The sequence below is a fragment of the Rhodococcus sp. IEGM 1341 genome (assembly GCF_030056895.1).
Lineage (GTDB): Bacteria > Actinomycetota > Actinomycetes > Mycobacteriales > Mycobacteriaceae > Rhodococcoides.
The window spans coordinates 340531-365747 of the sequence record NZ_JASHKV010000001.1 but is presented as its reverse complement, the minus strand read 5'-3'; the positions used below and the strand labels follow the sequence as shown (position 1 = coordinate 365747).

The 25217-nt window shown below is 66.9% G+C and carries 24 protein-coding genes; 22 read left to right on the top strand and 2 right to left on the bottom strand.

Annotated elements, in window-relative coordinates:
* From gmk to QM615_RS01430, 6 genes are all read left to right on the top strand, one after another.
* A complete protein-coding gene (gmk, locus tag QM615_RS01455; protein ID WP_269594165.1) occupies positions 1-612 on the top strand; it encodes a guanylate kinase in 612 nt (203 codons plus the stop codon).
* A gap of 72 nt (positions 613-684) precedes the next feature.
* Positions 685-990 (top strand): DNA-directed RNA polymerase subunit omega, encoded by a 306-nt coding sequence (rpoZ, locus tag QM615_RS01450; protein ID WP_032377808.1) that lies wholly within the window; start codon positions 685-687, stop codon positions 988-990.
* The gene (coaBC, locus tag QM615_RS01445) at positions 987-2264 is read left to right on the top strand and encodes a bifunctional phosphopantothenoylcysteine decarboxylase/phosphopantothenate--cysteine ligase CoaBC (RefSeq protein WP_502941866.1); all 1278 of its coding nucleotides are present in this window, start codon (positions 987-989) and stop codon (positions 2262-2264) included. The genes rpoZ and coaBC overlap by 4 nt, the downstream gene beginning before the upstream one ends.
* Positions 2265-2445: 181 nt before the next feature.
* Positions 2446-3660 carry a methionine adenosyltransferase gene (gene metK, locus QM615_RS01440; RefSeq protein WP_037189390.1) on the top strand — a complete coding sequence of 405 codons (1215 nt, stop codon included), beginning with the start codon at positions 2446-2448 and terminating at the stop codon, positions 3658-3660.
* Between the two features lie 147 nt (positions 3661-3807).
* The gene (locus QM615_RS01435) at positions 3808-5775 is read left to right on the top strand and encodes a primosomal protein N' (protein WP_283347154.1); all 1968 of its coding nucleotides are present in this window, start codon (positions 3808-3810) and stop codon (positions 5773-5775) included.
* 79 nt (positions 5776-5854) lie between these two features.
* Positions 5855-6706, top strand: coding sequence for a cyclase family protein (locus tag QM615_RS01430; RefSeq protein WP_283346938.1), 852 nt, complete (start codon positions 5855-5857; stop codon positions 6704-6706).
* On the opposite strand, the gene QM615_RS01425 is transcribed toward QM615_RS01430, so the two are convergent.
* Positions 6622-8454: a diguanylate cyclase domain-containing protein gene (locus QM615_RS01425; RefSeq protein WP_283346937.1), complete on the bottom strand. Its 1833-nt coding sequence runs from the start codon at positions 8452-8454 to the stop codon at positions 6622-6624. The genes QM615_RS01430 and QM615_RS01425 overlap by 85 nt on opposite strands.
* A 191-nt stretch (positions 8455-8645) precedes the next feature.
* Between QM615_RS01425 and QM615_RS01420 the strand changes: the two genes are divergently transcribed.
* The 3 genes from QM615_RS01420 to QM615_RS01410 all read left to right on the top strand — a co-directional run bounded on the left by QM615_RS01420 (position 8646) and on the right by QM615_RS01410 (position 11845).
* Complete coding sequence (locus QM615_RS01420) at positions 8646-9368, top strand: PadR family transcriptional regulator (protein ID WP_269594239.1); 723 nt, start codon at positions 8646-8648, stop codon at positions 9366-9368.
* 87 nt (positions 9369-9455) lie between these two features.
* On the top strand, positions 9456-10379 hold the full coding sequence (gene fmt / locus QM615_RS01415; RefSeq protein ID WP_269594161.1) for a methionyl-tRNA formyltransferase: 924 nt from the start codon (positions 9456-9458) through the stop codon (positions 10377-10379).
* On the top strand, positions 10376-11845 hold the full coding sequence (locus QM615_RS01410; RefSeq protein WP_269594160.1) for an RsmB/NOP family class I SAM-dependent RNA methyltransferase: 1470 nt from the start codon (positions 10376-10378) through the stop codon (positions 11843-11845). Before fmt ends, QM615_RS01410 begins: the two co-directional genes overlap by 4 nt.
* 34 nt (positions 11846-11879) lie before the next feature.
* Here the strand turns inward: QM615_RS01410 and QM615_RS01405 are convergent, their stop codons facing one another.
* Positions 11880-12269, bottom strand: a complete 390-nt coding sequence (locus tag QM615_RS01405) for an MmcQ/YjbR family DNA-binding protein (RefSeq protein WP_283346936.1) — start codon at positions 12267-12269, stop codon at positions 11880-11882.
* 36 nt (positions 12270-12305) lie between these two features.
* Here QM615_RS01405 and rpe point away from each other — a divergent pair, with 36 nt between their 5' ends.
* The 13 genes from rpe (at position 12306) to tpiA (ending at position 25199) form a co-directional block, all read left to right on the top strand.
* The gene (gene rpe / locus QM615_RS01400; RefSeq protein ID WP_068050536.1) at positions 12306-12980 is read left to right on the top strand and encodes a ribulose-phosphate 3-epimerase; all 675 of its coding nucleotides are present in this window, start codon (positions 12306-12308) and stop codon (positions 12978-12980) included.
* Positions 12980-14011 carry a bifunctional diaminohydroxyphosphoribosylaminopyrimidine deaminase/5-amino-6-(5-phosphoribosylamino)uracil reductase RibD gene (gene ribD, locus QM615_RS01395; RefSeq protein WP_269594158.1) on the top strand — a complete coding sequence of 344 codons (1032 nt, stop codon included), beginning with the start codon at positions 12980-12982 and terminating at the stop codon, positions 14009-14011. The genes rpe and ribD overlap by 1 nt, the downstream gene beginning before the upstream one ends.
* Positions 14012-14623: a riboflavin synthase gene (locus QM615_RS01390; protein WP_094670225.1), complete on the top strand. Its 612-nt coding sequence runs from the start codon at positions 14012-14014 to the stop codon at positions 14621-14623.
* An 86-nt stretch (positions 14624-14709) separates the two neighbouring features.
* A complete protein-coding gene (locus tag QM615_RS01385; protein ID WP_149405834.1) occupies positions 14710-15963 on the top strand; it encodes a bifunctional 3,4-dihydroxy-2-butanone-4-phosphate synthase/GTP cyclohydrolase II in 1254 nt (417 codons plus the stop codon).
* Positions 15960-16457 carry a 6,7-dimethyl-8-ribityllumazine synthase gene (gene ribH / locus QM615_RS01380; protein ID WP_032398003.1) on the top strand — a complete coding sequence of 166 codons (498 nt, stop codon included), beginning with the start codon at positions 15960-15962 and terminating at the stop codon, positions 16455-16457. The genes QM615_RS01385 and ribH overlap by 4 nt, the downstream gene beginning before the upstream one ends.
* Positions 16458-16486: 29 nt before the next feature.
* Entirely contained in the window at positions 16487-16945 is a 459-nt protein-coding gene (locus QM615_RS01375) for a PH domain-containing protein (protein ID WP_068050542.1), read from the top strand.
* A gap of 71 nt (positions 16946-17016) precedes the next feature.
* Positions 17017-19107, top strand: coding sequence for an excinuclease ABC subunit UvrC (gene uvrC, locus QM615_RS01370; protein ID WP_269594157.1), 2091 nt, complete (start codon positions 17017-17019; stop codon positions 19105-19107).
* 56 nt (positions 19108-19163) lie between these two features.
* Complete coding sequence (gene rapZ, locus QM615_RS01365; RefSeq protein ID WP_094642373.1) at positions 19164-20057, top strand: RNase adapter RapZ; 894 nt, start codon at positions 19164-19166, stop codon at positions 20055-20057.
* The gene (locus QM615_RS01360; protein ID WP_149405832.1) at positions 20054-21079 is read left to right on the top strand and encodes a gluconeogenesis factor YvcK family protein; all 1026 of its coding nucleotides are present in this window, start codon (positions 20054-20056) and stop codon (positions 21077-21079) included. The genes rapZ and QM615_RS01360 overlap by 4 nt, the downstream gene beginning before the upstream one ends.
* A complete protein-coding gene (gene whiA, locus QM615_RS01355) occupies positions 21070-22053 on the top strand; it encodes a DNA-binding protein WhiA (RefSeq protein ID WP_068050529.1) in 984 nt (327 codons plus the stop codon). Before QM615_RS01360 ends, whiA begins: the two co-directional genes overlap by 10 nt.
* Positions 22054-22173: 120 nt before the next feature.
* On the top strand, positions 22174-23193 hold the full coding sequence (gene gap, locus QM615_RS01350) for a type I glyceraldehyde-3-phosphate dehydrogenase (RefSeq protein WP_032365753.1): 1020 nt from the start codon (positions 22174-22176) through the stop codon (positions 23191-23193).
* A gap of 5 nt (positions 23194-23198) precedes the next feature.
* Positions 23199-24410, top strand: coding sequence for a phosphoglycerate kinase (locus tag QM615_RS01345; protein ID WP_269594155.1), 1212 nt, complete (start codon positions 23199-23201; stop codon positions 24408-24410).
* Between the two features lie 3 nt (positions 24411-24413).
* Positions 24414-25199, top strand: a complete 786-nt coding sequence (gene tpiA / locus QM615_RS01340) for a triose-phosphate isomerase (protein WP_068050527.1) — start codon at positions 24414-24416, stop codon at positions 25197-25199.
* The last annotated feature ends 18 nt before the right edge of the window (positions 25200-25217 follow it).

Genomic DNA, 25217 nt, shown 5'->3' with positions numbered 1-25217 from the left:
GTGAGTGACACTGCGGCGACATCGGTCCCGGAGATCGAGCGCGGCCGGTTGGTGGTGTTGTCCGGCCCCTCCGGCGTCGGCAAGTCCAGTGTCGTTCGGCTCGTGCGTGCTGCGCTGCCCGAGTTGGTGTTCAGCGTGTCGGTCACGACGCGAGCACCGCGGCCCGGTGAGGTGGACGGTCAGGATTACCACTTCGTGTCGGCCGATGAGTTCGATCGGATGATCGCCGACGACGAGTTGCTCGAGTGGGCGAGCATTCACGGAGGTCTGCAGCGGTCGGGGACTCCGGCCGCACCGGTGGAGGCCGCGCTGGAGGCGGGTAGCCCAGTGTTGCTCGAGCTCGATCTGGCCGGTGCCCGTGCCGTGCGGGTGTCCAAGCCCGAGGCGATGCTGGTGTTCATGGCTCCACCGACGTGGGACGACCTCGTCTCTCGTCTGGTCGGGCGCGCGACCGAGGAGAGCGCGGCCACCGCCCGGAGATTGGAGACCGCACGGGTGGAACTGGCCGCACAGGACGAGTTCGACACGGTGGTTGTCAATACCGATGTCGACCATTCGTGCGAACAGTTGGTATCCTTGTTGGTCGGTAGGTCGTCGGTCGGCAACAGCTGACCATTTTCACGGCGCACGAGGCCCCGACCAGCTAGTTCGTAGCACCAACGATGCAATTTCAGGAGATCATCAGTGAGCAGCATTTCAGCGGCCGTTTCCGACTTCGACGGACGCAGCGCTCTGCCGGCCTACGACACGCCGCTCGGCATCACCAATCCGCCCATCGACGAGCTGCTCGCCCGCACCTCGTCCAAGTACGCCCTCGTGATCTACGCAGCCAAGCGTGCCCGCCAGATCAACGACTACTACAACCAGCTCGGTGACGGCATCCTCGAGTACGTGGGACCGCTGGTCGAGCCGGGTCTGCAGGAGAAGCCGCTGTCGATCGCTCTCCGCGAGATCCACGCAGACCTGCTCGAGCACACCGAAGGCGAATAAGAACCTCACAGAGGACATCTGACTTGCACGTTGTCGTCGGAGTCGGCGGAGGTATCGCCGCCTACAAGAGTTGTTCGCTCATCCGCAGTTTCACCGAGAGCGGGCACCAGGTCCGGGTGATCCCGACCGCATCCGCCCTGGAGTTCGTCGGGCGCGCGACATTCGAGGCGTTGTCCGGCCAACCGGTACACACCGGCGTCTTCGCGGACGTGCCAGAGGTCCCGCATGTGCGACTGGGTCAGGAGGCAGACCTCGTCGTCGTCGCCCCCGCCACCGCGGACCTCATGGCCCGCATCGCCGGGGGACGTGCGGACGATCTTCTGACGGCCACCCTGCTCACGGCGCGGTGCCCGGTGGTCCTGGCCCCGGCGATGCACACCGAGATGTGGGAGCACCCCGCGACGGTCGCCAACGTCGGGACCCTTCGTTCTCGCGGAACACACGTGATCGAACCGGCATCGGGGCGTCTGACCGGGCGAGACACCGGGTCGGGTCGGCTACCGGAGCCGGACGAGATCTTCGCGCTCTCCATGCTGGTGACCGAGCGAGGGGATGCGCTCCCTCGAGATCTCGAAGGACGCCGTGTTCTGGTCTCTGCCGGGGGCACTCGCGAGCCTCTCGATCCGGTTCGTTTTCTGGGCAACCGAAGCTCGGGCAAGCAGGGATATGCGCTTGCGCGAGTGGCAGCGCAACGCGGAGCCCAGGTGACGTTGGTCGCCGGGTACACCAGCGACCTCGACGCCCCGGCCGCGGTCGAGGTGGTGCACGTCAAGACGGCGTCGGACATGCAGGAGGCCGTTCGCAAACTTGCCGTCGGTGTCGACGCCGTGGTGATGGCGGCCGCGGTCGCCGACTTCCGCCCCGAATCCATCGCGGGCAGCAAGATCAAGAAGGGGGCCGACGAACCGTCGTCGATCCCGCTGGTCCGCAACGACGACATACTCGCCGGCCTCGTATCGGCTCGCCGCGACGGTGAGCTCGAACCGTCGACGGTCATCGTCGGATTCGCCGCCGAGACCGGGGACGCGAACGGAGACGTGCTGACGTACGCGCGGGCCAAGCTCGAACGCAAGGGCTGCGACCTGCTCGTGGTCAACGCCGTCGGGGACGGCAAGGCGTTCGAGGTCGACCACAACGACGGCTGGCTGCTCGGTTCCGACGGTTCCGAAGCGGCGCTCGGCGAGGGCTCGAAAGCACTCCTCGCGAGCCGCGTGCTGGATTCTGTGGCGCAGATGCTCGATGCGCGGAGTACTCGACCGAGGTCGAATTCGTGACGATGCCGAGAGTGCACGATCGATGTCGTACCGGCTACCGTGCTGGGCACCACGTGTAGTGCCGTAGAGGTTTGCGCGGCTCCGGCAGGGGCGATAACACCGAAGGAACGTCAATTTTCGTGGAGTGCCCGACCGGCGCGAGGCGTCGGGTCGGGCAGGAACATGCGTCGAGAGGAAGTCCGTGAGCAAGTCCGGTAGTCGGCTTTTCACCAGCGAGTCCGTCACAGAGGGTCACCCCGACAAGATCTGTGACGCCATCAGCGATTCCATTCTCGATGCTCTGCTGACGGAGGATCCGCGTGCCCGTGTGGCCGTGGAGACTCTGGTCACGACCGGCCAGGTGCATGTCGCGGGTGAGGTCAACACCACCGCATACGCCGACATCCCCAAGATCGTGCGCGAGAAGGTGCTCGAGATCGGGTACGACTCGTCGGCCAAGGGGTTCGACGGAAATTCGTGCGGTGTCAACGTCGCGATCGGCGCGCAGTCTCCCGAGATCGCTCAGGGCGTCGATCACTCGCACGAGGCCCGAGTCGAGGGACTGTCCGACGACGAGATCGACCGTCAGGGCGCGGGGGATCAGGGGTTGATGTTCGGCTACGCCAACACCGACACCCCCGAGCTGATGCCGCTGCCGATCGCGTTGGCGCACCGGCTCTCTCGGCGACTGACCGAGGTCCGCAAGAGCGGAGTGCTGCCGTACCTGCGTCCGGACGGCAAGACGCAGGTGACGATCGAATACGACGGTGACAATGCCGTTCGCCTCGACACCGTCGTGATCTCGACTCAGCACGCAGCCGACATCGATCTCGACAACCTGCTCACCCCCGACATTCGGGAGAAGGTGCTGGGCTCGGTGCTCGCCGAGTTGGACGTGCCGACACTGGACACGTCCAACGTGCGTCTGTTGGTCAATCCCACCGGAAAGTTCGTCCTCGGTGGACCGATGGGCGACGCCGGACTGACCGGCCGCAAGATCATCGTCGACACCTACGGCGGCATGGCACGGCACGGTGGCGGTGCGTTCTCCGGCAAGGACCCGTCCAAGGTGGACCGCAGTGCTGCGTACGCGATGCGCTGGGTCGCGAAGAACGCTGTTGCTGCCGGTCTCGCCGATCGCATCGAGGTCCAGGTGGCGTACGCCATCGGCAAGGCGGCACCGGTCGGGTTGTTCGTCGAGACGTTCGGCACCGAGAAGACCGATCCCGCGCGCATTCAGGCGGCGATCAGCGAGGTGTTCGACCTGCGTCCCGGTGCCATCATTCGTGATCTGGACCTGCTGCGACCGATCTACGCGCCCACCGCGGCGTACGGTCACTTCGGCCGCACCGACATCGATCTTCCGTGGGAGTCCACCGACCGCGCCGGCAAGCTCCGGGAGGCTGCCGGACTCTGAGTTCGGTTTCGACCGTTCTGCACGTACCCTGCTCGCACCGACTCGGTGCTCCGACATCGAGTGTGGGGTGAGAATCGAGGAGGAGGTGCGGTGGCGGGCGTAGCGCGGGTGGCGGCGTCGGATCTCCCGATCGCGCGCATTCTTCCGATGTTGCCGCTGCCGCATCTCGACCGCGAGTTCGACTACCTCGTGCCCGAAGAGGTGAGCAATGATGCTCAGCCGGGTGTCCGAGTTCGGGTGCGGTTCGCGGGCCGGCTGGTCGACGGTTTCGTGCTGGCCAGACTGGCCGAGACCGAGCATTCCGGCAAGCTCGGCTGGCTCGATCGGGTGGTGTCCGCGGAGCAGGTTCTGACTCCGGAGATCGCTGAACTGGCCGCGGCGGTGGCCGATCGATACGCCGGGACCAGGGCGGACGTGCTGCGGCTGGCGATCCCGGCTCGCCACGCCCGAGTCGAGGCGGAACAGACACCCGCCGTCGAGCCCCCGGCCGAGCCGGACATCGACCGGGCAGCCTGGTCGGCCTACACCCACGGCTCGAACTTCCTCGAGGCGTTGGCGTCGGGACGCGTACCGCGCGCGGTATGGCAGGCGTTGCCCGGTGAGCTGTGGCCGATGCGGTTGGCGGAGGCCGCCGCCGTGACCGTGGCCGGCGGTCGGTCTGCGGTGGTCGTGGTGCCCGATCAGCGAGACCTCGATCGTCTGGAGACGGCCTGTACGGCTCTGCTCGGTGCCGACCGGGTGGTGGCGCTGTCGGCCGGTTTGGGCCCGGCGAAGCGGTATCGGCAATGGTTGCGTGGTCTGCGATCGGGCCCGGTCGTCGTGGTGGGGACACGAAGCGCCGTGTTCGCTCCGGTGTTTACTCTCGGCATGATCGCCATCTGGGACGACGGTGACGACAGTTTCGCCGAGCCCCGTTCGCCGTATCCGCATGCCCGAGAAGTGGCGTTGCTGCGAGCGCACGTCTCCGCAGCCGCGGTGGTCATCGGCGGACATGCGCGGACTGCGGAGGCGGAAGCTCTCGTGGATTCCGGTTGGGCACACGACCTGGTGGCTCCACGTGAGCTTGTCCGTGAGCGTCAACCCCACGTGGTGGCCTTGGCCGACTCGGACCATGCGCTCGCGCGGGATCCGGCAGCCCGTGTCGCCCGGTTGCCCGCGATCGCGTTCGAGGCGGCGCGGGCCGCGCTGAAGGCCGATTCGCCTGTGCTGGTTCAGGTTCCGCGCGGGGGCTATGTGCCGTCACTGGCGTGCGCGAAGTGTCGACATCCGGCTCGGTGTCGCCGGTGCAACGGTCCGTTGGCGCTGCCGTCGGCCCCGGGGAGCGACGGAGCAGGGAGTCCGACGTGCTCGTGGTGCGGCATCGCAGACACCGCGCATCGGTGCACGGTATGCGGATCGCGCAACCTGCGTGCGGTCGTGATCGGCGCGGGCCGCACCGCCGAGGAACTCGGACGGGCATTTCCCGGTGTACCGGTTCACAACTCGGGAGGCGCCGCCGTGCTCGACGCCGTCCGACCCGGTGCCGGTCTCGTCGTGTCCACCGTCGGTGCCGAGCCGACGGTCGACGGTGGATACGGTGCGGCTCTCTTGCTGGACGGCTGGGCCCTGCTCGGCCGGGCAGACCTGCGCGCGGCCGAGGAGACACTGCGTCGGTGGATGACCGCCGCCGCTTTGGTTCGGCCGGGCACGGCAGGCGGCCGAGTGGTCGTCGTCGCCGAGTCCGAGATACCCACTGTGCAGGCACTGGTTCGCTGGGACCCGCTGTGGCACGCCAGAAGTCAGTTGGACGAACGAGTGGAGGTACGGTTCCCGCCCGCCGTGCACGTTGCGGCCGTCGACGGAACCACCGATGCGATCTCCGCGCTGGTCGAGAGCGCAGATCTGCCCGAGTCGGTGGAAATACTCGGTCCGGTCGATCTGCCGGACGGCCAACGGGCACCGGCGGGCGGTGGTGAGGACGCACTTCCCGGTGATGTGCAGCGGTTGTTGATACGCGTGCCGCGCAGCACCGGGGCGGCGTTGGCGCGGGCACTGGCCACCGCGCAGGCATCGCGCAGTGCCAAGAAACTCGGCGGCGGAGTGCGGGTCCAGATAGACCCGATTCGAATCGGCTGATTCCGCCGTCCCGGCTCGACGTGGCCTAGGGTTGCCTCGGGGCGGCGCACGGGGCGCCGATGAAAGGTGGGTCGGGGACATGAAGAGAAGGCAGCTCTTTCGCCGTGCGACAACAGGTTTGGCAGTGGTGATCGGTGCCCGTCTGGCCGCACCTGCCACCGCCGACGCCCTGCCCGGTACCGGCTCGGCGCAGCCACCGACACCGGTCGTTCCGTTGGATCGACTGCTACGAATCGTGTCCCTGTCGCACATCAACGATCCGGCGCTCACCCCTATCTTTCCCGGCGATCCCGAATTCTCGCTAGAGACGGCGTTCACCGTCGCAGACGACGGCTTCTACCTCCAGTACGTCAAGGAGGGCGAGCACACCGGCACGCACTGGGGCGCACCCGCGCACTTCCAGGAAGGTGGCCTGACCGCCGACCAGCTCGATCCGGAGGATCTGTTTCTGCCCGCGGTGAAGATCGACATTCGTGATCGGGCGGCGGCCGACGCCGACTACGCCGTAACCGTGGCCGACCTGCAGAACTGGGAAGCAGTCAACGGTGCCATTCCACCAGGGGCGGCTGTCGTTCTGTGGACCGGATGGGCGTCACGCTGGGGGACCGATGCGTACGCCAACGCGGACGCGGACGGTGTGACGCACCAACCCGGGTTCTCTCCGGAGGCAGCACAGTGGTTGATCGACACGGGCAGGCTAGCCGAAAGAGGTGCCCTCGGCACCGACACCTTCGGGCCCGATCTGGGCAACGACGACACCTATCCGGTGTCGGTCAAGCTCTACGACCGGCGTCGGATCAGCCTGGAGAACCTGACCAATCTGGAGTCGATTCCGACCACGGGTGCCTACGTTCTGGTCGGCGGCCCGATCAACCGAGCCGGATCCGGTTCACCTGCAACCATTTTCGGCCTGGTCCCCAGGGTCGCCTGATCGGAGGTGCTCGGCACCGCGGTGAGTGCACCCGCGGTGTCGTAGGCGTAGATGCCGGCCTTGCCCTCGCGTTTGGCCTCGTACATCGCTCGATCGGCCAGCCGCATCAGCTCGTCCTCGTCGGCGGTGTCGGAGCCGGCCACGGTCGTGGTGTCGTGGGGTGTGCGGTCGAGCTGACCGATCTGCACCACGCCCACGCACACGCCGACCGACACCGAATGGCCGTCGATCTCGTGGGCGGTCCGCATCGTCTCGGCGATGCGGACCGCCGTCGCGCGACCGGCATCGAGGTCGGCGTACACCAGGGCGGTGAACTCGTCGCCGCCGAAGCGCGCCACTACTCCGTCCACGACGCATCGGTCGAGGCGGCGTGCAAGTTCGATCAGTAGTCGGTCGCCGCCACCATGTCCGAATCTGTCGTTGACGCTCTTGAAGTCGTCGAGGTCGATCAGGAGCAGGACGGCGCGGCCCCGGCCCGCTCGGGCGTCGTGCACCGCCGCTCGAAGGTGCTCGTCGAACGACGACCGGTTGAGCAATCCGGTCAGCCCGTCGTGATGCGCGCGGTACGTCAACTCGGCCTGCGCCCGAGTCAGGCTGCGCAGCAGATTGTCGTTCTGAACCAGGGTGATCACCTGGCGAACGAGTGAGAGCAACACCACTGCAACCCCGAGTACCACCACGGTCGAGTCCAGCTCCCCGGTCTGCACACGCAGTATCGCCAACACGATCCCGATCGCACCCATGAGTGCGTACGGCAACAGCAATTGCGTTCTCGCGCCGGTGACGGCCTCGGTGCAGTCCGACTCGGTGGGCTGCGATCCGTACAGCGACGAGCCGTGTGTCGACGAGTCACGCGGTGCCGGGTTGTCGTCCACGGTCCTCGGGGCAGCGGCCGCGAGGGCGATGAGCGCTGTGCCTGCGATGAATCCGCCGTCGGTCAGAACCGGCATGAAGTCCGCACCGGTGGCGACGAGATACGCATAGATGCTGTCGGATATCGCCATCATCAGGATTCCGGCGCCGAGCAGGGTGAGCTGCGTCCGATATCGCGCGGCGATCCTCGGGATCACGGCGAGCAGCACGATCATGGCCACGAGTACCAGGTCGGTGATGGGGTACATGATCGCCACCAGGAACTCGATCGATTCGGATTCCGACGAATGCACGACCGCGCCGAGCACGGTTGCCCAGGAGAGAACGAAGAGCGACCCGACGACGACGGCCCCGTCGAGCAACGACATCACCCAGACATGGCGTGCACTCGAGGCAGCCCGCCAGGGCGACGGGCCGACGAAGGCCAGCAGGGCAGGCACGGCGAGGATCGGGAAGAGAAAGAATCCGACGTCGGCGACGGACGCGGTCGGCAGCGGCATGCCGAGAACGGATCGATAGAAGGCCCAGACCGCCATGCCTGCACTCCAGCAGGCCATTCCGGCGGCCATCAGAACGCGCCACTGCCGTTCGGTGCCCGTTCTTCTCGACGCCGTCCGCCAGCAGACGATCGTCGCCGTGATACCTCCCGCGAGCTGTGCGATGTCGTCGATCAGTACGGAGGTTCGTTGGCCGAGAACGTTGGAGCCGGCGAGCAGGACGATGACGAGGACGCATCCGAGCACGACGGTCACGCGTCGCCTCGTCGATCCGGCCACACGGCCTCCCTCGTTGGTGCGCGAGCGCGGTTGCGCGAGCGCGGTAGAGCCGGCCGCTGTTTCGGTCTGTTGGACGAGAGCTCGTACCGACCGCGTCATCCTAGCGAGCGTGAGCCGTCCGGGGCGCGTTCCTCGCAGTCGGGAAACGTGGAGGTTGCCTCTGGACCTTGCCAAAGATCTATTGTCGATATATCGTCGACATGTCAATCGATACGAAGGAGCAAGACATGAATTACGCAATCGAAGGATTCGCACACGAATTCGGACGTCGCGCAGGAGCACGTCGACACATGCGTGGCGCGCCGTTCCAGATGTGGGTCGCGCAGAGTGAGGACCGCGGCCCGTCGGACGATCACGGTCCACGAGAGCGCGGCCGCGGCAGGAGAGGTCACGGTGAACGGAGCAGGCACGGTGCCGGTGGGCCGTTCGGACGGGGACCGGAAGGCATGCGCCCCGGTTTCGGTCCCGGTGGTTTCGGGCCGAACGCAGATTTCGGTCGAGGTCGCGGTCGGGGAGGGCGAGGGCGTCGCGGGGACGTGCGCGCTGCAATCCTCCTGCTGCTCGAGGAACGTCCGATGCACGGATACGAACTGATCCAGCAGATCGCCGAGAAGAGCAACGGCACCTGGAAGCCGAGTCCTGGCTCCATCTACCCGGCCCTGTCGCAACTCGAAGACGAGGGCCTGGTTCTCATCGACAAGGTGGCCGGCCGCAAGACCGCTGCACTGACCGACGAGGGTCGAACGCACATCGAGGCCCATCGTGCCGACCTGGGCAGCCCGTGGGACGACGTGGCAGAGTCCGTCGGAGTCGACGCCCGGGATCTGCGGGCGCTGATCGGCCAGTTGATGGGCGCAGCCGGTCAGGTTGCCGGAGTGGGCACACCGAAACAGGTGGAGCAGGCCGCCGAGATTCTCACTCAAGCCCGCAGGGCGCTGTATCGGATACTTGCCGAGGACGGTTCGACCGATCGAGATCCCGACGACACGGTCGACGCCCCCGACGCGCCGTGACCGGCAGGTGCGGAATCGTCCGCAGTGCTCGCGACTCCCTAGGATGGACACCCGAGATCCTTTCGTCCATCCCAGGGAGTTGCTCGAGTGCGCGTCGTCTTTGCCGGTACACCGGAGCCCGCGGTCCCGTCGCTGCGGGCACTGCTCGAGTCCGAACGCCACGAGGTGATCGCCGTGGTGACTCGGCCCGACGCCGCTGCCGGTAGAGGTCGCAAGACGATGCGGTCACCGGTCGGGCAGCTGGCCGACGAGCACGAAATCCCTGTGTTCACGCCCGCGAAGCCCTCGGATCCGGATTTCGTCTCACAGCTCACCGAACTCGCACCCGACGTGTGTCCGGTGGTCGCTTACGGGGCACTGCTGCCGCAGCCGGTGCTGGACATCCCTCGCTTCGGCTGGATCAATCTGCACTTCTCGTTGCTGCCCGCATGGCGAGGTGCCGCGCCGGTACAGGCCGCCATCGCCGCAGGCGACGAGATCACCGGTGCCTCCACCTTCCTGCTCGACGCGGGAATGGACACCGGCCCGGTACTCGGCGTCGTCACCGAGCGGGTACGCGCAACCGACACGACAGGGGACCTGCTCACCCGGCTGGCGTCGAGCGGAGCGGACCTACTCGCTGCCACCCTCGACGCGATCGAGGACGGGACGGCATCGGCGCATCCGCAGCCCGAGGACGGGATCTCCTACGCGAGCAAGGTCAGCGTCGACGCCGCACGCATCGACTGGACGCGGTCTGCTGCATTCGTCGATCGGCACATCAGATCGGTCACCCCCGCACCTGGCGCATGGACGACGATCGGTGAACTCCGCGTCAAGATCTCACCGGTTCAGCACTCCGAGGACACGCTCGCGCCAGGTTCGATCGAGGTGCGCAAGTCCGGCGTGCACGTCGGAACAGGTACGACGGCAGTGGTTCTCGGCGAAGTTCAACCGCAGGGCAAGAAGCTCATGAAGGCACTCGACTGGGCGCGCGGCGCTCGGCTGGACGATACGGCGGTAGCGCGATGACAGAACCCGACAGGCCTCGAAAGCGCGAGTCGAGTCCGGCCCGAAAGACCACCAAGAAGTCGCCCGGTGCGCGTGGTCCGAAGGGAAACCGGCCCCCGCAGGGCGGGGGACCTCGTGCCGTCGACGCGATAGATCCGGCCCGTCGCGCGGCCAGGGACGTGCTGAAGGCCGTTCGCGAGCGGGATGCCTACGCCAACCTCGTGCTGCCCGGTTTGCTGCGAGAGCGCAAGCTGGACTCACGCGACGCGGCACTGGCCACCGAACTCGCGTACGGCGCGTCCCGAGCGCGTGGTGTGCTCGACGCCGTGATCGCCCACGCCGCCGGTCGGCCCGCCGCCGAGATCGACGGACCACTACTCGACATTCTGCGGCTCGGCTCGTACCAACTGCTGCGTACCCGGGTGGCTCCTCACGCCGCCGTCGCCACGTCGGTCGACCTGGCTCGGTCCGAATTCGGTTCCGGCAAAGCAGGTTTCGTCAACGCCGTATTGCGGCGCGTGTCCGAACGCACGGCGGCGCAGTGGGTCGACGAACTTGCGCCCGAGGCGGGGGCCGATCCCGTCGGTCACCTGGCGTTCGAGTACGCGCATCCCAAGTGGATCGCGCAGGCCTTCGCCGATGCACTCGGTGCCGACGCCGGTGAACTCGCCGCTGTCCTCGAGGCCGACGACGCGCGCCCCTCGGTGCATCTGGTCGCCCGGCCCGGTGAGATCTCCGCCGAAGAACTGGCGCTGATCACCGGGGGAGAAGAGGGGCCCTATTCGCCGTACGCCGTGCACCTCGACGGCGGTGATCCCGGCAAGATCGACGCCGTCCGTGACGGGTTGGCCGGAGTGCAGGACGAAGGCAGTCAACTCGTCGGCCGGGCGCTCACTCTGGCGCCGCTCGTCGGCGAGGACGGTGGCCGGTGGCTGGACCTGTGCGCCGGACCGGGCGGTAAAGCTGCCCTGATCGGTGCCATCGCCGAGATCGACGGTGCCATAGTCGACGCGGTCGAACCGACCCCGCACCGAGCCGATCTGGTGTCGAAGACGACGAAGGATCTCCCGGTGACGGTGCACACCGTCGACGGTCGAGCGTCCGGACTCGACGGCGGCTACGACCGAGTGCTCGTCGATGCGCCGTGCACCGGACTCGGTGCCCTGCGCCGCAGGCCCGAAGCACGCTGGCGTCGACAACCTTCCGACGTGGCGGCGCTCGTGACGCTGCAGAAAGAACTGCTGGCAGCGGCAATAGAGCTGGTTCGCCCCGGTGGAGTGGTGCTGTACTCGACCTGCTCGCCGCATCTGTCCGAAACCACGGCCGTCGTCGCCGACGCGATCCGCCGCTACGGCGTCGAGCCGCTCGATACCCGTGAGCTGGTGCCGGGCGTGCCACAACTCGGTGACGGTACGTCCGTGCAACTGTGGCCGCACCGACACGGCACGGACGCGATGTTCATGGCGGCGCTGCGTAAACCGATGTGACCAGCAAACCGATGTGACCGGAAAGCCGATGTCATCAGTCGCCGGCCAGGAACGTCTCGGCCACGGTTCTCGGGGCGTAGACGAGCCACCCGTCGACGATCAGTTCTCGCAGTTCGTCGTCGCCGGTGTTGTCGATGTCGACCAGAACGGCGGCGAACCCGTCGAAGTGCGGGATGGTGAAGCACGTCCGCGGGTGGGCTGCGAGGATGGCTTCCTTTTCGTTCGGATCAGCGGTGCGGACGGCGAGGATCGGCCCGCTGGGCGGGATCTGGCTGCCGAATCGCTTCAGATCGGCCTTGCTGAACGGCCGAATCCATGCGAACACGTTCTTGCCCACCGACCACGCCGGATGGCCGTACCGAACACCCTCGGTGACCTCGGGCAACTCGGCGATCACCGTCGCCGCGTAATCCATGGTGGTCATGGGCGAACGATACCGGCTGGGCTAGGCTCGTCAATCGTGGTTTCCCCGATGATTGCCCCCTCGATCCTGTCCGCTGATTTCGCTCGTCTGGCTGCCGAAGCCGAGGCGGTGGCCGGAGCCGACTGGCTGCACGTCGACGTCATGGACGCGCACTTCGTGCCGAACCTCACCCTGGGTCTGCCGGTAGTGGAGAGCTTGCTGAAGGCGACGAACATCCCCCTCGACTGCCACCTGATGATCGAGGACCCGGCCCGCTGGGCTCCGCCCTACGCCGAGGCCGGGGCGTACAACGTCACTTTTCACGCCGAGGCAACCGACGACCCGTCAGCCGTGGCACGCGATATCCGCGCCGCGGGTGCGAAAGCGGGCCTGTCCGTCAAGCCCGGAACACCCATCGAGCCGTACCTCGAGATCCTGCGCGACTTCGACACCCTGCTGGTGATGAGCGTGGAGCCGGGCTTCGGCGGACAGTCGTTCATGCCCGAGGTGCTCTCCAAAGCAAAAGCTGTTCGGGCACTTGTCGATTCCGGTGATCTCCGTCTGATAGTGGAAATCGACGGCGGCATCAACTCCGACACGATCGAGCAGGCCGCGGAGGCCGGAATCGACTGTTTCGTGGCCGGATCTGCCGTCTACAACACCGCCGACCCCGCGGTCGCCGTGCGCGACCTCCGTGCCCGCGCCGCCCGCGCATCACACCACCTGTCGTAATGAACGGCCGGGGCGCAGCACTGTCCGTCGCGGACGCCATGGCCCTCGCCGTCGAGGCATCCGAAGCCGCCCGGGGCATCAGCAGTCCCAACCCCCCGGTCGGCGCGGTGATCCTCGATGCCGACGGCATCGTCGTCGGCATCGGTTCGACTCGCCCGCCCGGCGGACCACACGCCGAGATCGTCGCGTTGGCCGAGGCCGGGGACCGAGCTCGCGGCGGTACCGCGGTGGTGACCCTCGAACCCTGCAACCACACCGGCCGCACCGGACCGTGCTCACAGGCCCTGATCGATGCAGGCATCGCGGCGGTCGTGCACGCCGTGGCCGATCCGAATCCGCTCGCATCGGGCGGCGGGGCAGCTCTGCGAGGGGCGGGCATTCGCGTCGAACAGGGGACCGGCGAGACCGAGGTGCGGCAGGGTCCGCTGCGAGCCTGGTTGCACAAGCAACGCACCGGGCGGCCGCACGTGACGTGGAAGTATGCCGCCACCCTGGACGGCCGTAGCGCGGCGGCGGACGGCACGAGCCAGTGGATCACCGGACCGCAGTCCCGGGCGCACGTCCACGCCGAACGGGCCAAGCTCGACGCCATCGTGGTGGGAACCGGCACCGTACTGGCCGACGACCCGCGCCTGACCGCACGACGTCCCGACGGGACCCTTGCACCCCACCAACCGGTGCGCGTCGTCGTCGGATCGCGGCCGACACCCCCGACCGCGGCAATCCGTGGATCCGACGCACCCACGGTGTTCCTCGACACACACGATCCCGCCGCCGTCATCGATGCTCTGCACGAGCACACCGACATCCAGCTCGAAGGCGGTCCGACGTTGGCCGGAGCGTTCCTCGCCGCCGGGCTCGTGGACCGCGTCGTGGCGTACGTCGCGCCGGCCGTGTTGGGCAGCGGGCCCGCAGCGGTGGAGAATGCGGGTATCGGAACAATTGCCGACGCAATTCGGTTCCGCACGGAGACAGTCACCATGATCGGCAACGACATTCTGATCGGCGTCGTGCCCGAAGGAGCGAAGTAGATGTTCACCGGAATTGTCGAAGAGCTCGGCGAGATCGTGGCCAAGGACGAACTTCCCGACGCCGCGCGGTTCACCGTCCGCGGACCGGTGGTGACCTCGGATGCAGGCCACGGCGACTCCATCGCCGTGAACGGCGTCTGCCTGACCGTCGTCGAGGTACTGCCCGACGGCGGATTCACCGCCGACGTCATGCAGGAAACTCTGAACCGCTCGAGCCTCGGTGCCCTCGATGTGGGCAGCCGCGTCAACCTCGAGCGGGCAGCCGCGCTCGGCAGCCGCCTCGGTGGGCACCTGGTGCAGGGCCATGTGGACGGCACCGGGACCATCATCGGCCGGTCCCCGTCGGAGAACTGGACGGTCGTGCGCATCGCACTGCCCACCTCGGTCGCACGCTACGTCGTCGAGAAGGGCTCGATCACCGTCGACGGCGTCTCGCTCACCGTCTCCGGGCTCGGTGCCGACGACGGTGCGCACTGGTTCGAGATCTCCCTGATCCCCACCACCCTCGACCTGACCACTCTCGGCACGGCCGAGGTCGGAACGCCGGTCAACCTCGAAGTCGACGTCATCGCCAAGTACGTGGAGCGGCTGCAGACGATCGACGCACAGTAAGTACTGTTGACGTGCACGCAATCGATGGTGCATCGGAGAATTTCCAGGGCGCTGAGCCAGGCCCGAGACGTATGGAGCACACCGTGGTGACCAGGTTCGACAGTATCGAGCGCGCAGTTGCGGACATCGCTGCGGGCAAAGCAGTGGTGGTCGTCGACGACGAGGACCGCGAGAACGAAGGCGACCTCATCTTCGCCGCCGAGAAGGCCACCCCCGAACTGGTCGCCTTCATGGTCCGCTACACCTCCGGTTACCTCTGCGTTCCGCTCTCCGGTGAGGACTGCGACCGGCTCGGCCTGCCACCGATGTTCGCCACCAATCAGGACAAGCACGGCACCGCGTACACCGTCACCGTCGACGCCCGCGAAGGCATCGGCACCGGAATCTCGGCATCCGACCGGGCGGCCACGATGCGACTGCTCGCCGATCCCGACACCGGAGCCAACGACTTCACCCGGCCGGGCCACGTCGTACCCCTGCGCGCCAAGGACGGCGGAGTGCTGCGTCGCCCCGGCCACACCGAGGCGGCCGTCGACCTCGCCCGCATGGCAGACCTGAGGCCTGCAGGCGTCATCTGCGAAATCGTCAGCCAGAAGGACGAGGGCGCGATGGCACAGACCGACGAACTGCGCGTCTTCGCCGACGAACACGACCTCGCTCTCATCTCCATCGCCGACCTCATCGCCTGGCGTCGCAAGCACGAGAAGCACGTCGTCCGCGTCGCCGACGCCCGAATCCCCACCAGCCACGGCACCTTCCGCGCCGTCGGCTACCAGAGCATCTACGACGAGGTCGAACACGTCGCGCTCGTCCGCGGCGACATCGCGGGCCCCGACGGAGACGGCAACGACGTGCTCGTTCGAGTGCACTCCGAATGCCTCACCGGCGACGTGTTCGGATCACTGCGCTGCGACTGCGGACCACAGCTCGACGCGGCGCTGGAAATGGTCGCCGCCGAGGACCGCGGCATCGTGCTGTACATGCGCGGACACGAAGGTCGCGGCATCGGTCTGCTGCACAAGCTCCAGGCCTACCAACTCCAGGACGCAGGCTCCGACACCGTCGACGCCAACCTGCAGCTCGGACTCCCCGCCGACTCGCGCGACTACGGAATCGGTGCCCAGATCCTCGTCGACCTCGGCGTGTCCTCGATGCGGCTGCTGACCAACAACCCCGCCAAACGAGTGGGACTCGACGGCTACGGGCTGCACGTGACCGAGCGAGTGCCGATGCCGTTGCGCGCCAACGCCGAGAACCTCACCTACCTGCGCACCAAGCGCGACCGCATGGGCCACGACCTCACCGGGCTCGACGACTTCGAAAATGGGACCACCTCATGAGCGGCGAAGGCGAACCCACCCTGCAGTTGGCAGGCGCGAGTGATCTCAAGCTGGCGATCGTGGCCGGTCAATGGCACCAGAAGATCTCCCAGGCGCTGCTCGACGGTGCACTTCGCAAAGCCGAGTCGGCGGGGATCGAGGACGTCACGGTCATCCGTGTCGCCGGAGCCATCGAACTGCCCGTCGTCGCGCAGGCGCTGGCCCGCAACCACGACGCCGTCGTCGCCCTCGGTGTCGTTATCCGTGGCGGCACACCACATTTCGAGTACGTGTGCGACGCCGTGACGGCCGGGCTGACGCGTGTCTCGCTCGACGAGGGCACTCCGGTCACCAACGGTGTGCTCACCACCAACGACGAGCAGCAGGCGCTCGATCGCGCCGGACTGCCCGGTTCGTTCGAGGACAAGGGCGCTCAGGCCACGGCGGCCGCGATCGACACCGCGCTGACTCTCAAGCACCTTCGCCAACCCTGGACGAATCAGGAGTTCACGTGACCGGCAGCGCACCGTCCGCCGAGTGGGACATGGTGGTGAAGTCGCGTAAGTCGGCCCGCTACGCCATCGCGACCGCGGTACTGCTCGTGGTGGCGCACTCGACCGTCGCCGTCCTGCTGCGAGTGTCGCCGACCGGGGTGTACTTCAGGACCGCCGACCAGCTCGCGATGGCGGGAATCGGAGTCCTTCTGGGAGGTCTGGCGCTCGTGCTGACGCGCCCGCGCATTCGCGTCGGGCCGGCCGGTGTCGCGGTACGGAACCTGTTGTCGGAGCGTCTCATCGAATGGGATCTGGTGCGTGGCCTGTCTTTCCCGGACGGCGCTATGTGGGCCAGAGTCGACATTCCCGACGACGAATTCATCAATGTGATGGCCATCCAGTCCAACGATCGTGACCACGCGGTCGCGGCGGTGAGACAGTTCCGCACCCTCGAACGCAAGTACGCGCCCGCCGCCTCCGTTCCGGACATCGAGGTCGATCGGGACTGACGTCGGACCTCCGCACCACAGCTGAGCTGCGGATGCGGAGAACGTCGGACCCGACGGCTAACGTGGTTGCCGTGTCCGACCCCGCTACCTACCGCCCGGCCACCGGAACCATCCCGGTGGAGCCGGGGGTGTACAAATTCCGCGATCCGCACGGTCGCGTCGTCTACGTAGGAAAGGCCAAAAGCCTCCGCAGTCGGCTCAATTCCTACTTCGCCGACATCGCCTCGCTGCATCCTCGCACCCGCCAGATGGTGACCACCGCGGCTTCGGTGGAGTGGACCGTGGTGACCACCGAAGTCGAGGCCCTGCAGCTCGAGTACAACTGGATCAAGGAATTCGATCCGCGGTTCAACGTCCGCTACCGCGACGACAAGAGCTATCCGATGCTCGCGGTGACGATGAACGAGGAATACCCGCGGTTGTTCGTCTACCGCGGACCGAGGCGCAAGGGCGTGCGGTATTTCGGCCCCTACGCGCACGCGTGGGCCATTCGGGAGACGCTGGATCTTCTGTTGCGGGTGTTCCCCGCGCGCACGTGCTCGACCGGAGTGTTGAAGCGCCACAATCAGATCGGCAGGCCCTGCCTGCTGGGTTACATCGACAAGTGCTCGGCACCGTGTGTCGGCCGAGTCAGCGCCGACGAGCATCGGCGCACCGTCGAGGACTTCTGTGACTTCCTGGCCGGTAAGACGGACAAGCTCGTTCGTCAGCTCGAGAAGAAGATGCAGGCTGCGTCCGAGGACCTCGATTTCGAGACCGCCGCGCGTCTGCGAGACGACGTCGGTGCGCTGCGTCGAGCATTGGAGAAGCAGGCGGTTGTGCTCGGCGACGGCACCGACGCCGATCTCGTCGCCTTCGCCACCGATGCCCTGGAAGCGGCAGTTCAGGTATTCCACGTCCGCGGCGGCCGTGTGCGAGGGCAACGCGGCTGGGTGGTGGAGAAGGCAGGCGAGGTGATCGAACGCCAGGACGAGGCCGATCTGCCCGCTCTGGTCGAACAGTTCCTGACGCAGTTCTACGGCGAGCAGGCCGCCCTGTCCGCACAGGCACCGGGCGGCGACGACGGCGGATCCAATGCCGTCCCGAGGGAAGTACTGGTTCCGGTCCTGCCGGACAACGCCGACGAGGTTCAGGTCTGGCTCAGTGAACTCCGGGGCTCGAACGTGACCCTGCGCGTTCCGCAACGCGGCGACAAGAAGGCGTTGGCCGAGACCGTCGAGCGCAACGCCAAGGAGGCCCTGCAGCAGCACAAGCTCAAGCGTGCAGGCGACTTCACGTCCAGATCGGCTGCGCTGCAGGGTATTCAGGAGGCGCTGGATCTGGATTCCGCACCACTGCGTATCGAGTGCATCGACATCTCCCACGTGCAGGGAACCGACGTGGTGGCCTCGCTCGTCGTCTTCGAGGACGGACTGCCCCGCAAGAGCGACTACCGCCACTACGCGATCAAGGAAGCGGCAGGCGACGGGCATTCCGACGACGTGGCGAGCATCGCCGAGGTGACTCGTCGCCGATTCCTGCGACACTCGGCCGACGGCTCGGCCGAGGGAACAGGGGGCGATCTGGCCCCCGAAGCGGCCTTGGATCCGCAGACCGGCAGACCACGAAAGTTCGCGTATCCACCCAACCTCTTCGTCGTCGACGGCGGTGCCCCTCAGGTGGCCGCCGCCGCAGCGGTACTGGACGAGCTCGGCGTGACCGACGTCGCTGTGGTCGGTCTGGCGAAGCGTCTCGAGGAAGTATGGGTTCCGGGGGAGGAGGATCCGGTCATCCTGCCGCGCACGAGCGAATCGCTCTATCTGCTGCAACGGGTCCGAGACGAAGCGCACCGGTTTGCGATCACGTTCCATCGCAGCAAGCGATCACGGCGGATGACGGCGTCGGCCCTCGATTCGGTTCGCGGACTCGGTGAGTCGCGTCGAACAGCGTTGGTGGCACACTTCGGTTCGGTCGCCAACCTCAAGCGTGCGACGGTCGCGGAGATTGTCGAGGTTCCGGGAATCGGAGAGACCACGGCCAAGTCGGTGCTGGCCGCGCTGGGTTCCGACACGGACGACGCCGATGTAGGCGATGATGGCAACGCAAGTGCAACGACATCGGGCGAGAACACGGCGGAACATGCGATCGCACCGCGTGTGGAATCGGCGGGACAGGCTTCGTAGTGAGCGAACACCAGACACAGAGACATCCACCGTCCGAAGAACACCTCGAGCAGTCCATCGAGGGGGAGTCGCAGCACGACGAGATCGAAGTGGCGTTGGTCACCGGGGTGTCCGGTGCAGGATTGCGCACTGCGGCCAAGATTCTCGAGGATCTCGGCTGGTACGTCGCCGACAACCTACCGCCGGAGCTCATCTCCAAGATGGTGGATCTCGGACGCGAGTCCAAGCCCAGAATCGAGCGTCTGGCACTGGTGATGGACGTTCGAAGCCGCCTGTTCACCGGCGATCTGGGCTGGGTGGTGAAAGAACTCGACTCCAAGGGCGTGCGCAACAGAGTGCTCTTCCTGGACGCGTCCGACGCAGTGCTGATCCGTCGATTCGAGTCCAACCGGCGTAGCCATCCCCTGCAGAACGACGGTCAGGACGGAACACTGACCGAGGGCATCACCGCCGAACGGTTGCGACTCGCTCAGGTGAAGGCAGCTGCGGATCTCACGGTGGACACCACGTCCCTGTCCGTGCATCAACTCCGGCGCAAGATCGAGACGGTGTTCGGTGCGGCCGAGACCACAGGAGTGGGCGTCACCGTGCAGTCTTTCGGCTTCAAGTACGGCCTGCCGATGGACGCCGACCTGGTCTGCGACGTGCGCTTTCTGCCCAACCCACATTGGGTGCCCGAGCTGCGCGAACATACCGGCCAGGACGCGGACGTTCGCGATTACGTGTTGGGGCAGGACGGGGCACGCGATTACCTGCAGACGTACACGCACCTGCTGAATCTGACCATCGAGGGATACGTGCGGGAAGGCAAGAGGTACATGACGGTGGCCGTTGGCTGCACCGGAGGGAAGCATCGAAGTGTCGCGATGACCGAGGCACTGGCGGCAATTCTCGCCGACCAGGGTGATGTGTCGGTGCGCGTGCTGCATCGGGATCTGGGTCGCGAATGAGCGAGGTCGACACCGAGGTACCGGCAGCGGGCCCCAGGATCGTCGCGCTCGGCGGCGGGCACGGCCTGTACGCCACGCTGTCGGCGGCCCGGCTGCTCGGTCCCGACGTCACCGCCATCGTCACGGTCGCCGACGACGGGGGATCCTCGGGGCGTCTGCGGGCCGAGCTCGGCGTCATTCCGCCCGGAGACCTGCGCATGGCACTGGCTGCGCTGGCACGATCGGACGAGAGGACGCAGCTCTGGACGGACGTCCTGCAGCACCGCTTCGGCGGCACGGGCGCTCTGGCCGGACATTCGGTGGGCAACCTCATCCTCGCCGGCCTCACCGAAGTACTGGGCGATCCGATCGCCGCACTCGACGAGATGGTGCGGATGCTCGGAATCGACGGACGGGTGCTTCCGATGTCGCCGATCGCACTCGACATCGAGGCCGACGTCTCCGGTCTCGAGGACGACCCACGCGTGAGCCGCGTCATTCGCGGACAGGTTGCGGTGGCGACGACTCCGGGCAAGGTTCGCCGCGTTCGACTGCTGCCACCCGAGCCGCCTGCCTCGGCGGATGCACTCGCTGCGATCGAGAAGGCCGACCTCGTGGTGCTCGGACCGGGATCGTGGTTCTCCAGCGTCATCCCGCACGTGTTGGTGCCCGATCAGCTCGCCGCGCTCGCTCGCACCAGCGCGCCGAAGGTACTGGTGTTGAACCTCGCACCGGAGCTGGGGGAGACCACCGGATTCTCCGCCGAGCGCCATGTCCACGTACTCTCCCAACACGCACCGGATTTGGGAATCGACTACGTGTTGGTCGATTCCGCCTCGGTCCCGGAAGGCAGCAACCGCGAGCACGTGGCGCGGGCAGCGGCCCGGCTCGGTGCCGAGGTCGTCTACGTCGACGTTGCCGAAAACGGCACCCACGCACATCATTACGGCAAGCTTGCTGCGGCTCTCGGTTCCATCGTGTCGTCCACCGACGGCACCGCACCGACTACCGCACGCAGAGAGGGGATCACTTCGTGGCCATGACAGCGGAGGTCAAGGACGAGCTGAGCAGGCTCACCGTCAGTCAGGTCAGTTGCCGCAAGGCCGAGGTGTCCGCACTCCTGCGATTCGCCGGCGGATTGCACATCGTGGCAGGCCGAGTGGTGGTCGAGGCAGAGGTGGACCTCGGGTCCATTGCGAGACGGCTGCGTCGGGAGATCTTCGAGCTGTACGGCTACTCCTCCGACGTGCACATGCTCGGAGCGGGCGGGCTCCGCAAGACTTCTCGCTACGTGGTGCGCGTGGCCAAGGACGGCGAGGCACTGGCGCGGCAGACCGGCCTGTTGGACCTGCGCGGTCGCCCGGTTCGCGGGTTGCCCGCCCAGGTGGTCGGCGGCACGGTGGGGGACTCCGAGGCGGCATGGCGGGGCGCATTCCTGGCGCACGGTTCACTCACCGAGCCGGGTCGGTCCTCGGCTCTGGAGATCAGCTGTCCGGGACCCGAGGCAGCTCTCGCGCTCGTCGGAGCCGCTCGACGCCTCGGCGTGGCCGCCAAGGCACGCGAGGTCCGCGGCACCGATCGAGTGGTCGTCCGCGACGGCGAGGCGATCGGGGCACTGCTCACCCGCATGGGCGCACAGGACACCCGGTTGATCTGGGAAGAACGACGGATGCGACGCGAGGTCAGGGCCACCGCGAACCGGCTCGCCAACTTCGACGACGCCAACCTGCGCCGCTCGGCCAGGGCCGCCGTCGCCGCCGCAGCGCGCGTCGAGCGGGCCCTGCACATCCTCGGCGAGGATGTGCCGGATCATCTGGCCGCCGCGGGCTCGCTCCGAGTGCAGCATCGCCAGGCGTCGCTCGAGGAACTCGGCCAGTTGGCCGACCCGCCGATGACCAAGGACGCTGTGGCAGGCCGAATTCGACGCCTGCTGTCCATGGCCGACCGCAAGGCGAAGGAAACCGGAATTCCGGACACCGAGTCCGCCGTCACCGCCGAGTTGCTCGACGAGGCATGACCGGCCCGATCACGTGATGCGCGCGCTCTGCCTGCGCGCACACTAGGGTGGGAACCGCGTGTGGCACCCCGCACGCAGGCACAATCAAACATCTGTTTTCACAACTTTTAGGAGCGAACAGTGACGATCCGGGTAGGCGTCAACGGCTTCGGCCGCATCGGGCGTAACTTCTTCAGGGCTGTCGATGCGCAGAAGGCGCTCGGTACCACCGACATCGAAATCGTTGCTGTCAACGACCTGACCGACAACGCATCGCTCGCACACCTGCTCAAGTACGACTCGATCCTGGGTCGCTTGCCGCACGATGTCTCGCTCGAGGGCGAGGACACCATCGTCGTCGGTGGCCAGAAGATCAAGGCGCTGTCGCTGCGTGAGGGCCCGTCCGCACTTCCGTGGGGTGACCTGGGTGTCGACGTCGTCGTCGAGTCCACCGGCATCTTCACCGACGCTGCGAAGGCACAGGGCCACATCGACGCCGGTGCCAAGAAGGTCATCATCTCCGCGCCCGCCAAGGGCGAGGACATCACCATCGTGATGGGCGTCAACGACGACAAGTACGACGGCAGCCAGAACATCATCTCCAACGCGTCGTGCACCACCAACTGCCTCGGCCCCATCGCCAAGGTTCTCGACGACGAGTTCGGCATCGTCTCGGGTCTGATGACCACCATTCACGCGTACACGCAGGACCAGAACCTGCAGGACGGGCCGCACAGCGATCTGCGTCGCGCCCGCGCCGCAGCCCTGAACGTGGTGCCGACCGGCACCGGCGCGGCCAAGGCCATCGGCCTGGTTCTCCCGCAGCTGCTCGGCAAGCTCGACGGCTACGCGCTTCGGGTACCGATCCCCACCGGCTCGGTCACCGACCTGACTGCGCTGTTGAAGAAGAAGGCCAGCGCCGACGACATCAACGCCGCCATGAAGGCCGCAGCCGAGGGCCCCCTCAAGGGCATCCTGAAGTACAACACCGATCCGATCGTCTCCTCGGACATCGTCACCGACCCGCACTCGTCGATCTTCGACGCGCCGCTGACGAAGGTCATCGACGACCAGGTCAAGATCGTCTCCTGGTACGACAACGAGTGGGGCTACTCCAACCGCCTCGCCGACCTCATCGGTCTCGTCGGCAAGTCCCTCTGACACCGATGGCTGTCAAGACACTGCAGGATCTGCTCGATGCCGGTGTCGAAGGCCGTGGCGTCCTCGTGCGATCGGACTTCAATGTCCCGCTCGAGGACGGCACGATCACCGACCCCGGCCGCATCCAGGCGTCGATCCCGACTCTTCGGGCACTGGTCGAGGCGGGTGCCAAGGTCATCGTGACCGCGCACCTCGGTCGTCCCGACGGCAAGCCGGACGCGAAGTACAGCCTGGCTCCGGTCGCAGCGAAGCTCGGCGAACTGCTGGGCCGCCACGTTCAGCTCGCGGGCGACGTGGTGGGTCAGGACGCCGAGGCTCGGGCCGAGGGTCTGACCGACGGCGACGTGCTGCTGCTCGAGAACATTCGCTTCGATCCGCGCGAGACCAGCAAGGACGAGTCCGAGCGAGCTGCTCTGGCTCGTGAGCTCGTTGCTCTGGCCGGCGACGACGCAGCATTCGTCTCCGACGGATTCGGCGTCGTGCACCGTAAGCAGGCATCGGTCTACGACGTGGCGCAGTTGCTGCCGCACTACGCGGGCACTCTCGTCGCTGCCGAGGTCGAGGTACTGGCCAAGCTCACCGAGGACGCCGCGCGTCCGTACGCGGTGGTGCTCGGCGGCTCCAAGGTCTCGGACAAGCTGGGCGTCATCGAGGCGTTGGCCCCCAAGGTCGACACCCTCGTCATCGGCGGCGGTATGGCGTTCACTTTCCTTGCCGCGCAGGGGTATTCGGTCGGCAACTCGCTGTTGCAGGAGGATCAGATCGGGGTCTGCAAGGACCTGCTCGAGCGTTTCGGCGACGTGATCCACCTGCCCGTCGACATCGTCGTCGGAGACAAGTTCGCGGCGGACGCCGAGGCGAAGACCGTGAAGGCATCCGAGATTCCGGACGGCTGGATGGGTCTGGACATCGGACCCGATTCGGGCAGCCGCTTCGCTGTTGTCCTCTCGAATGCCAAGACCGTCTTCTGGAACGGACCGGCCGGAGTGTTCGAGTTCGCCAAGTTCTCGGCCGGCACCAAGGGCATCGCCGAAGCGATCATCGGAGCCACCGAGAAGGGCGCGTTCAGCGTCGTCGGTGGCGGCGACTCGGCCGCGGCGGTACGCACCCTGGGACTGCCCGACGACGGCTTCTCGCACATCTCCACCGGCGGCGGTGCATCCCTCGAATACCTCGAAGGCAAGCAGCTCCCCGGCCTATCCGTCCTGGAGGCGTAACGCATGGCACGTAAGCCGCTCATCGCGGGCAACTGGAAGATGAACCTCAACCACCTCGAGGCCATCTCGCTGGTGCAGAAGATCGCATTCTCGTTGCCCGAGAAGTACTTCGACAAGGTCGACGTGACGGTGATCCCGCCGTTCACCGACATCCGCAGCGTGCAGACCCTGGTCGAGGGCGACAAACTGCTGCTCACCTACGGTGCACAGGACGTCTCGTCCGAGGACAAGGGTGCCTTCACCGGCGAGATCAGCGGATCGATGTTGGCCAAGCTGGGGTGCACCTTCGTCGTCGTCGGTCACTCCGAGCGACGCACGCTGCACAGCGAGGACGACGCCGTCGTGCTCGCCAAGACGAAGGCGGCCCTGAAGAACGGGCTCACTCCGATCGTGTGCATCGGCGAGGGTCTGAACATCCGTGAGGCCGGCGAGCACGTGGCCTACAACGTGGCACAGCTGCGCGGGTCGCTCGAAGGACTGTCGGCCGACGACATCTCCAAGGTCGTCATCGCCTACGAGCCGGTATGGGCCATCGGTACCGGCCGGGTCGCGTCGGCGTCGGACGCTCAGGAAGTGTGCGGTGCCATTCGTGAGGAACTGAAGGCGCTGTCCTCGGACGAGGTCGCCGCGGGCGTGCGAGTGCTCTACGGCGGCTCGGTCAACGCGAAGAACGTCGGCGAGATCGTCGGACAGCCCGATGTCGACGGTGCCCTCGTCGGTGGCGCCTCGCTCAAGGCGGACGAGTTCGCCACGTTGTCGGCCATCGCCGCAGGTGGACCCCTGCCCTGATCGGCCATCGGCAACGCT

Coding starts and splice junctions, on each gene's coding strand:
- QM615_RS01435 (WP_283347154.1), top strand. CDS start 3,808: ATGTTGCCGCTGCCGCATCTCGACCGCGAGTTCGACTACCTCGTGCCC.
- QM615_RS01430 (WP_283346938.1), top strand. CDS start 5,855: ATGAAGAGAAGGCAGCTCTTTCGCCGTGCGACAACAGGTTTGGCAGTG.
- QM615_RS01360 (WP_149405832.1), top strand. CDS start 20,054: ATGAGCGAGGTCGACACCGAGGTACCGGCAGCGGGCCCCAGGATCGTC.
- QM615_RS01420 (WP_269594239.1), top strand. CDS start 8,646: ATGCGTGGCGCGCCGTTCCAGATGTGGGTCGCGCAGAGTGAGGACCGC.
- QM615_RS01425 (WP_283346937.1), bottom strand. CDS start 8,454: ATGACGCGGTCGGTACGAGCTCTCGTCCAACAGACCGAAACAGCGGCC.
- QM615_RS01375 (WP_068050542.1), top strand. CDS start 16,487: ATGGTGGTGAAGTCGCGTAAGTCGGCCCGCTACGCCATCGCGACCGCG.
- ribD (WP_269594158.1), top strand. CDS start 12,980: ATGAACGGCCGGGGCGCAGCACTGTCCGTCGCGGACGCCATGGCCCTC.
- tpiA (WP_068050527.1), top strand. CDS start 24,414: ATGGCACGTAAGCCGCTCATCGCGGGCAACTGGAAGATGAACCTCAAC.
- QM615_RS01410 (WP_269594160.1), top strand. CDS start 10,376: ATGACAGAACCCGACAGGCCTCGAAAGCGCGAGTCGAGTCCGGCCCGA.
- ribH (WP_032398003.1), top strand. CDS start 15,960: ATGAGCGGCGAAGGCGAACCCACCCTGCAGTTGGCAGGCGCGAGTGAT.
- QM615_RS01390 (WP_094670225.1), top strand. CDS start 14,012: ATGTTCACCGGAATTGTCGAAGAGCTCGGCGAGATCGTGGCCAAGGAC.
- QM615_RS01405 (WP_283346936.1), bottom strand. CDS start 12,269: ATGACCACCATGGATTACGCGGCGACGGTGATCGCCGAGTTGCCCGAG.
- QM615_RS01345 (WP_269594155.1), top strand. CDS start 23,199: ATGGCTGTCAAGACACTGCAGGATCTGCTCGATGCCGGTGTCGAAGGC.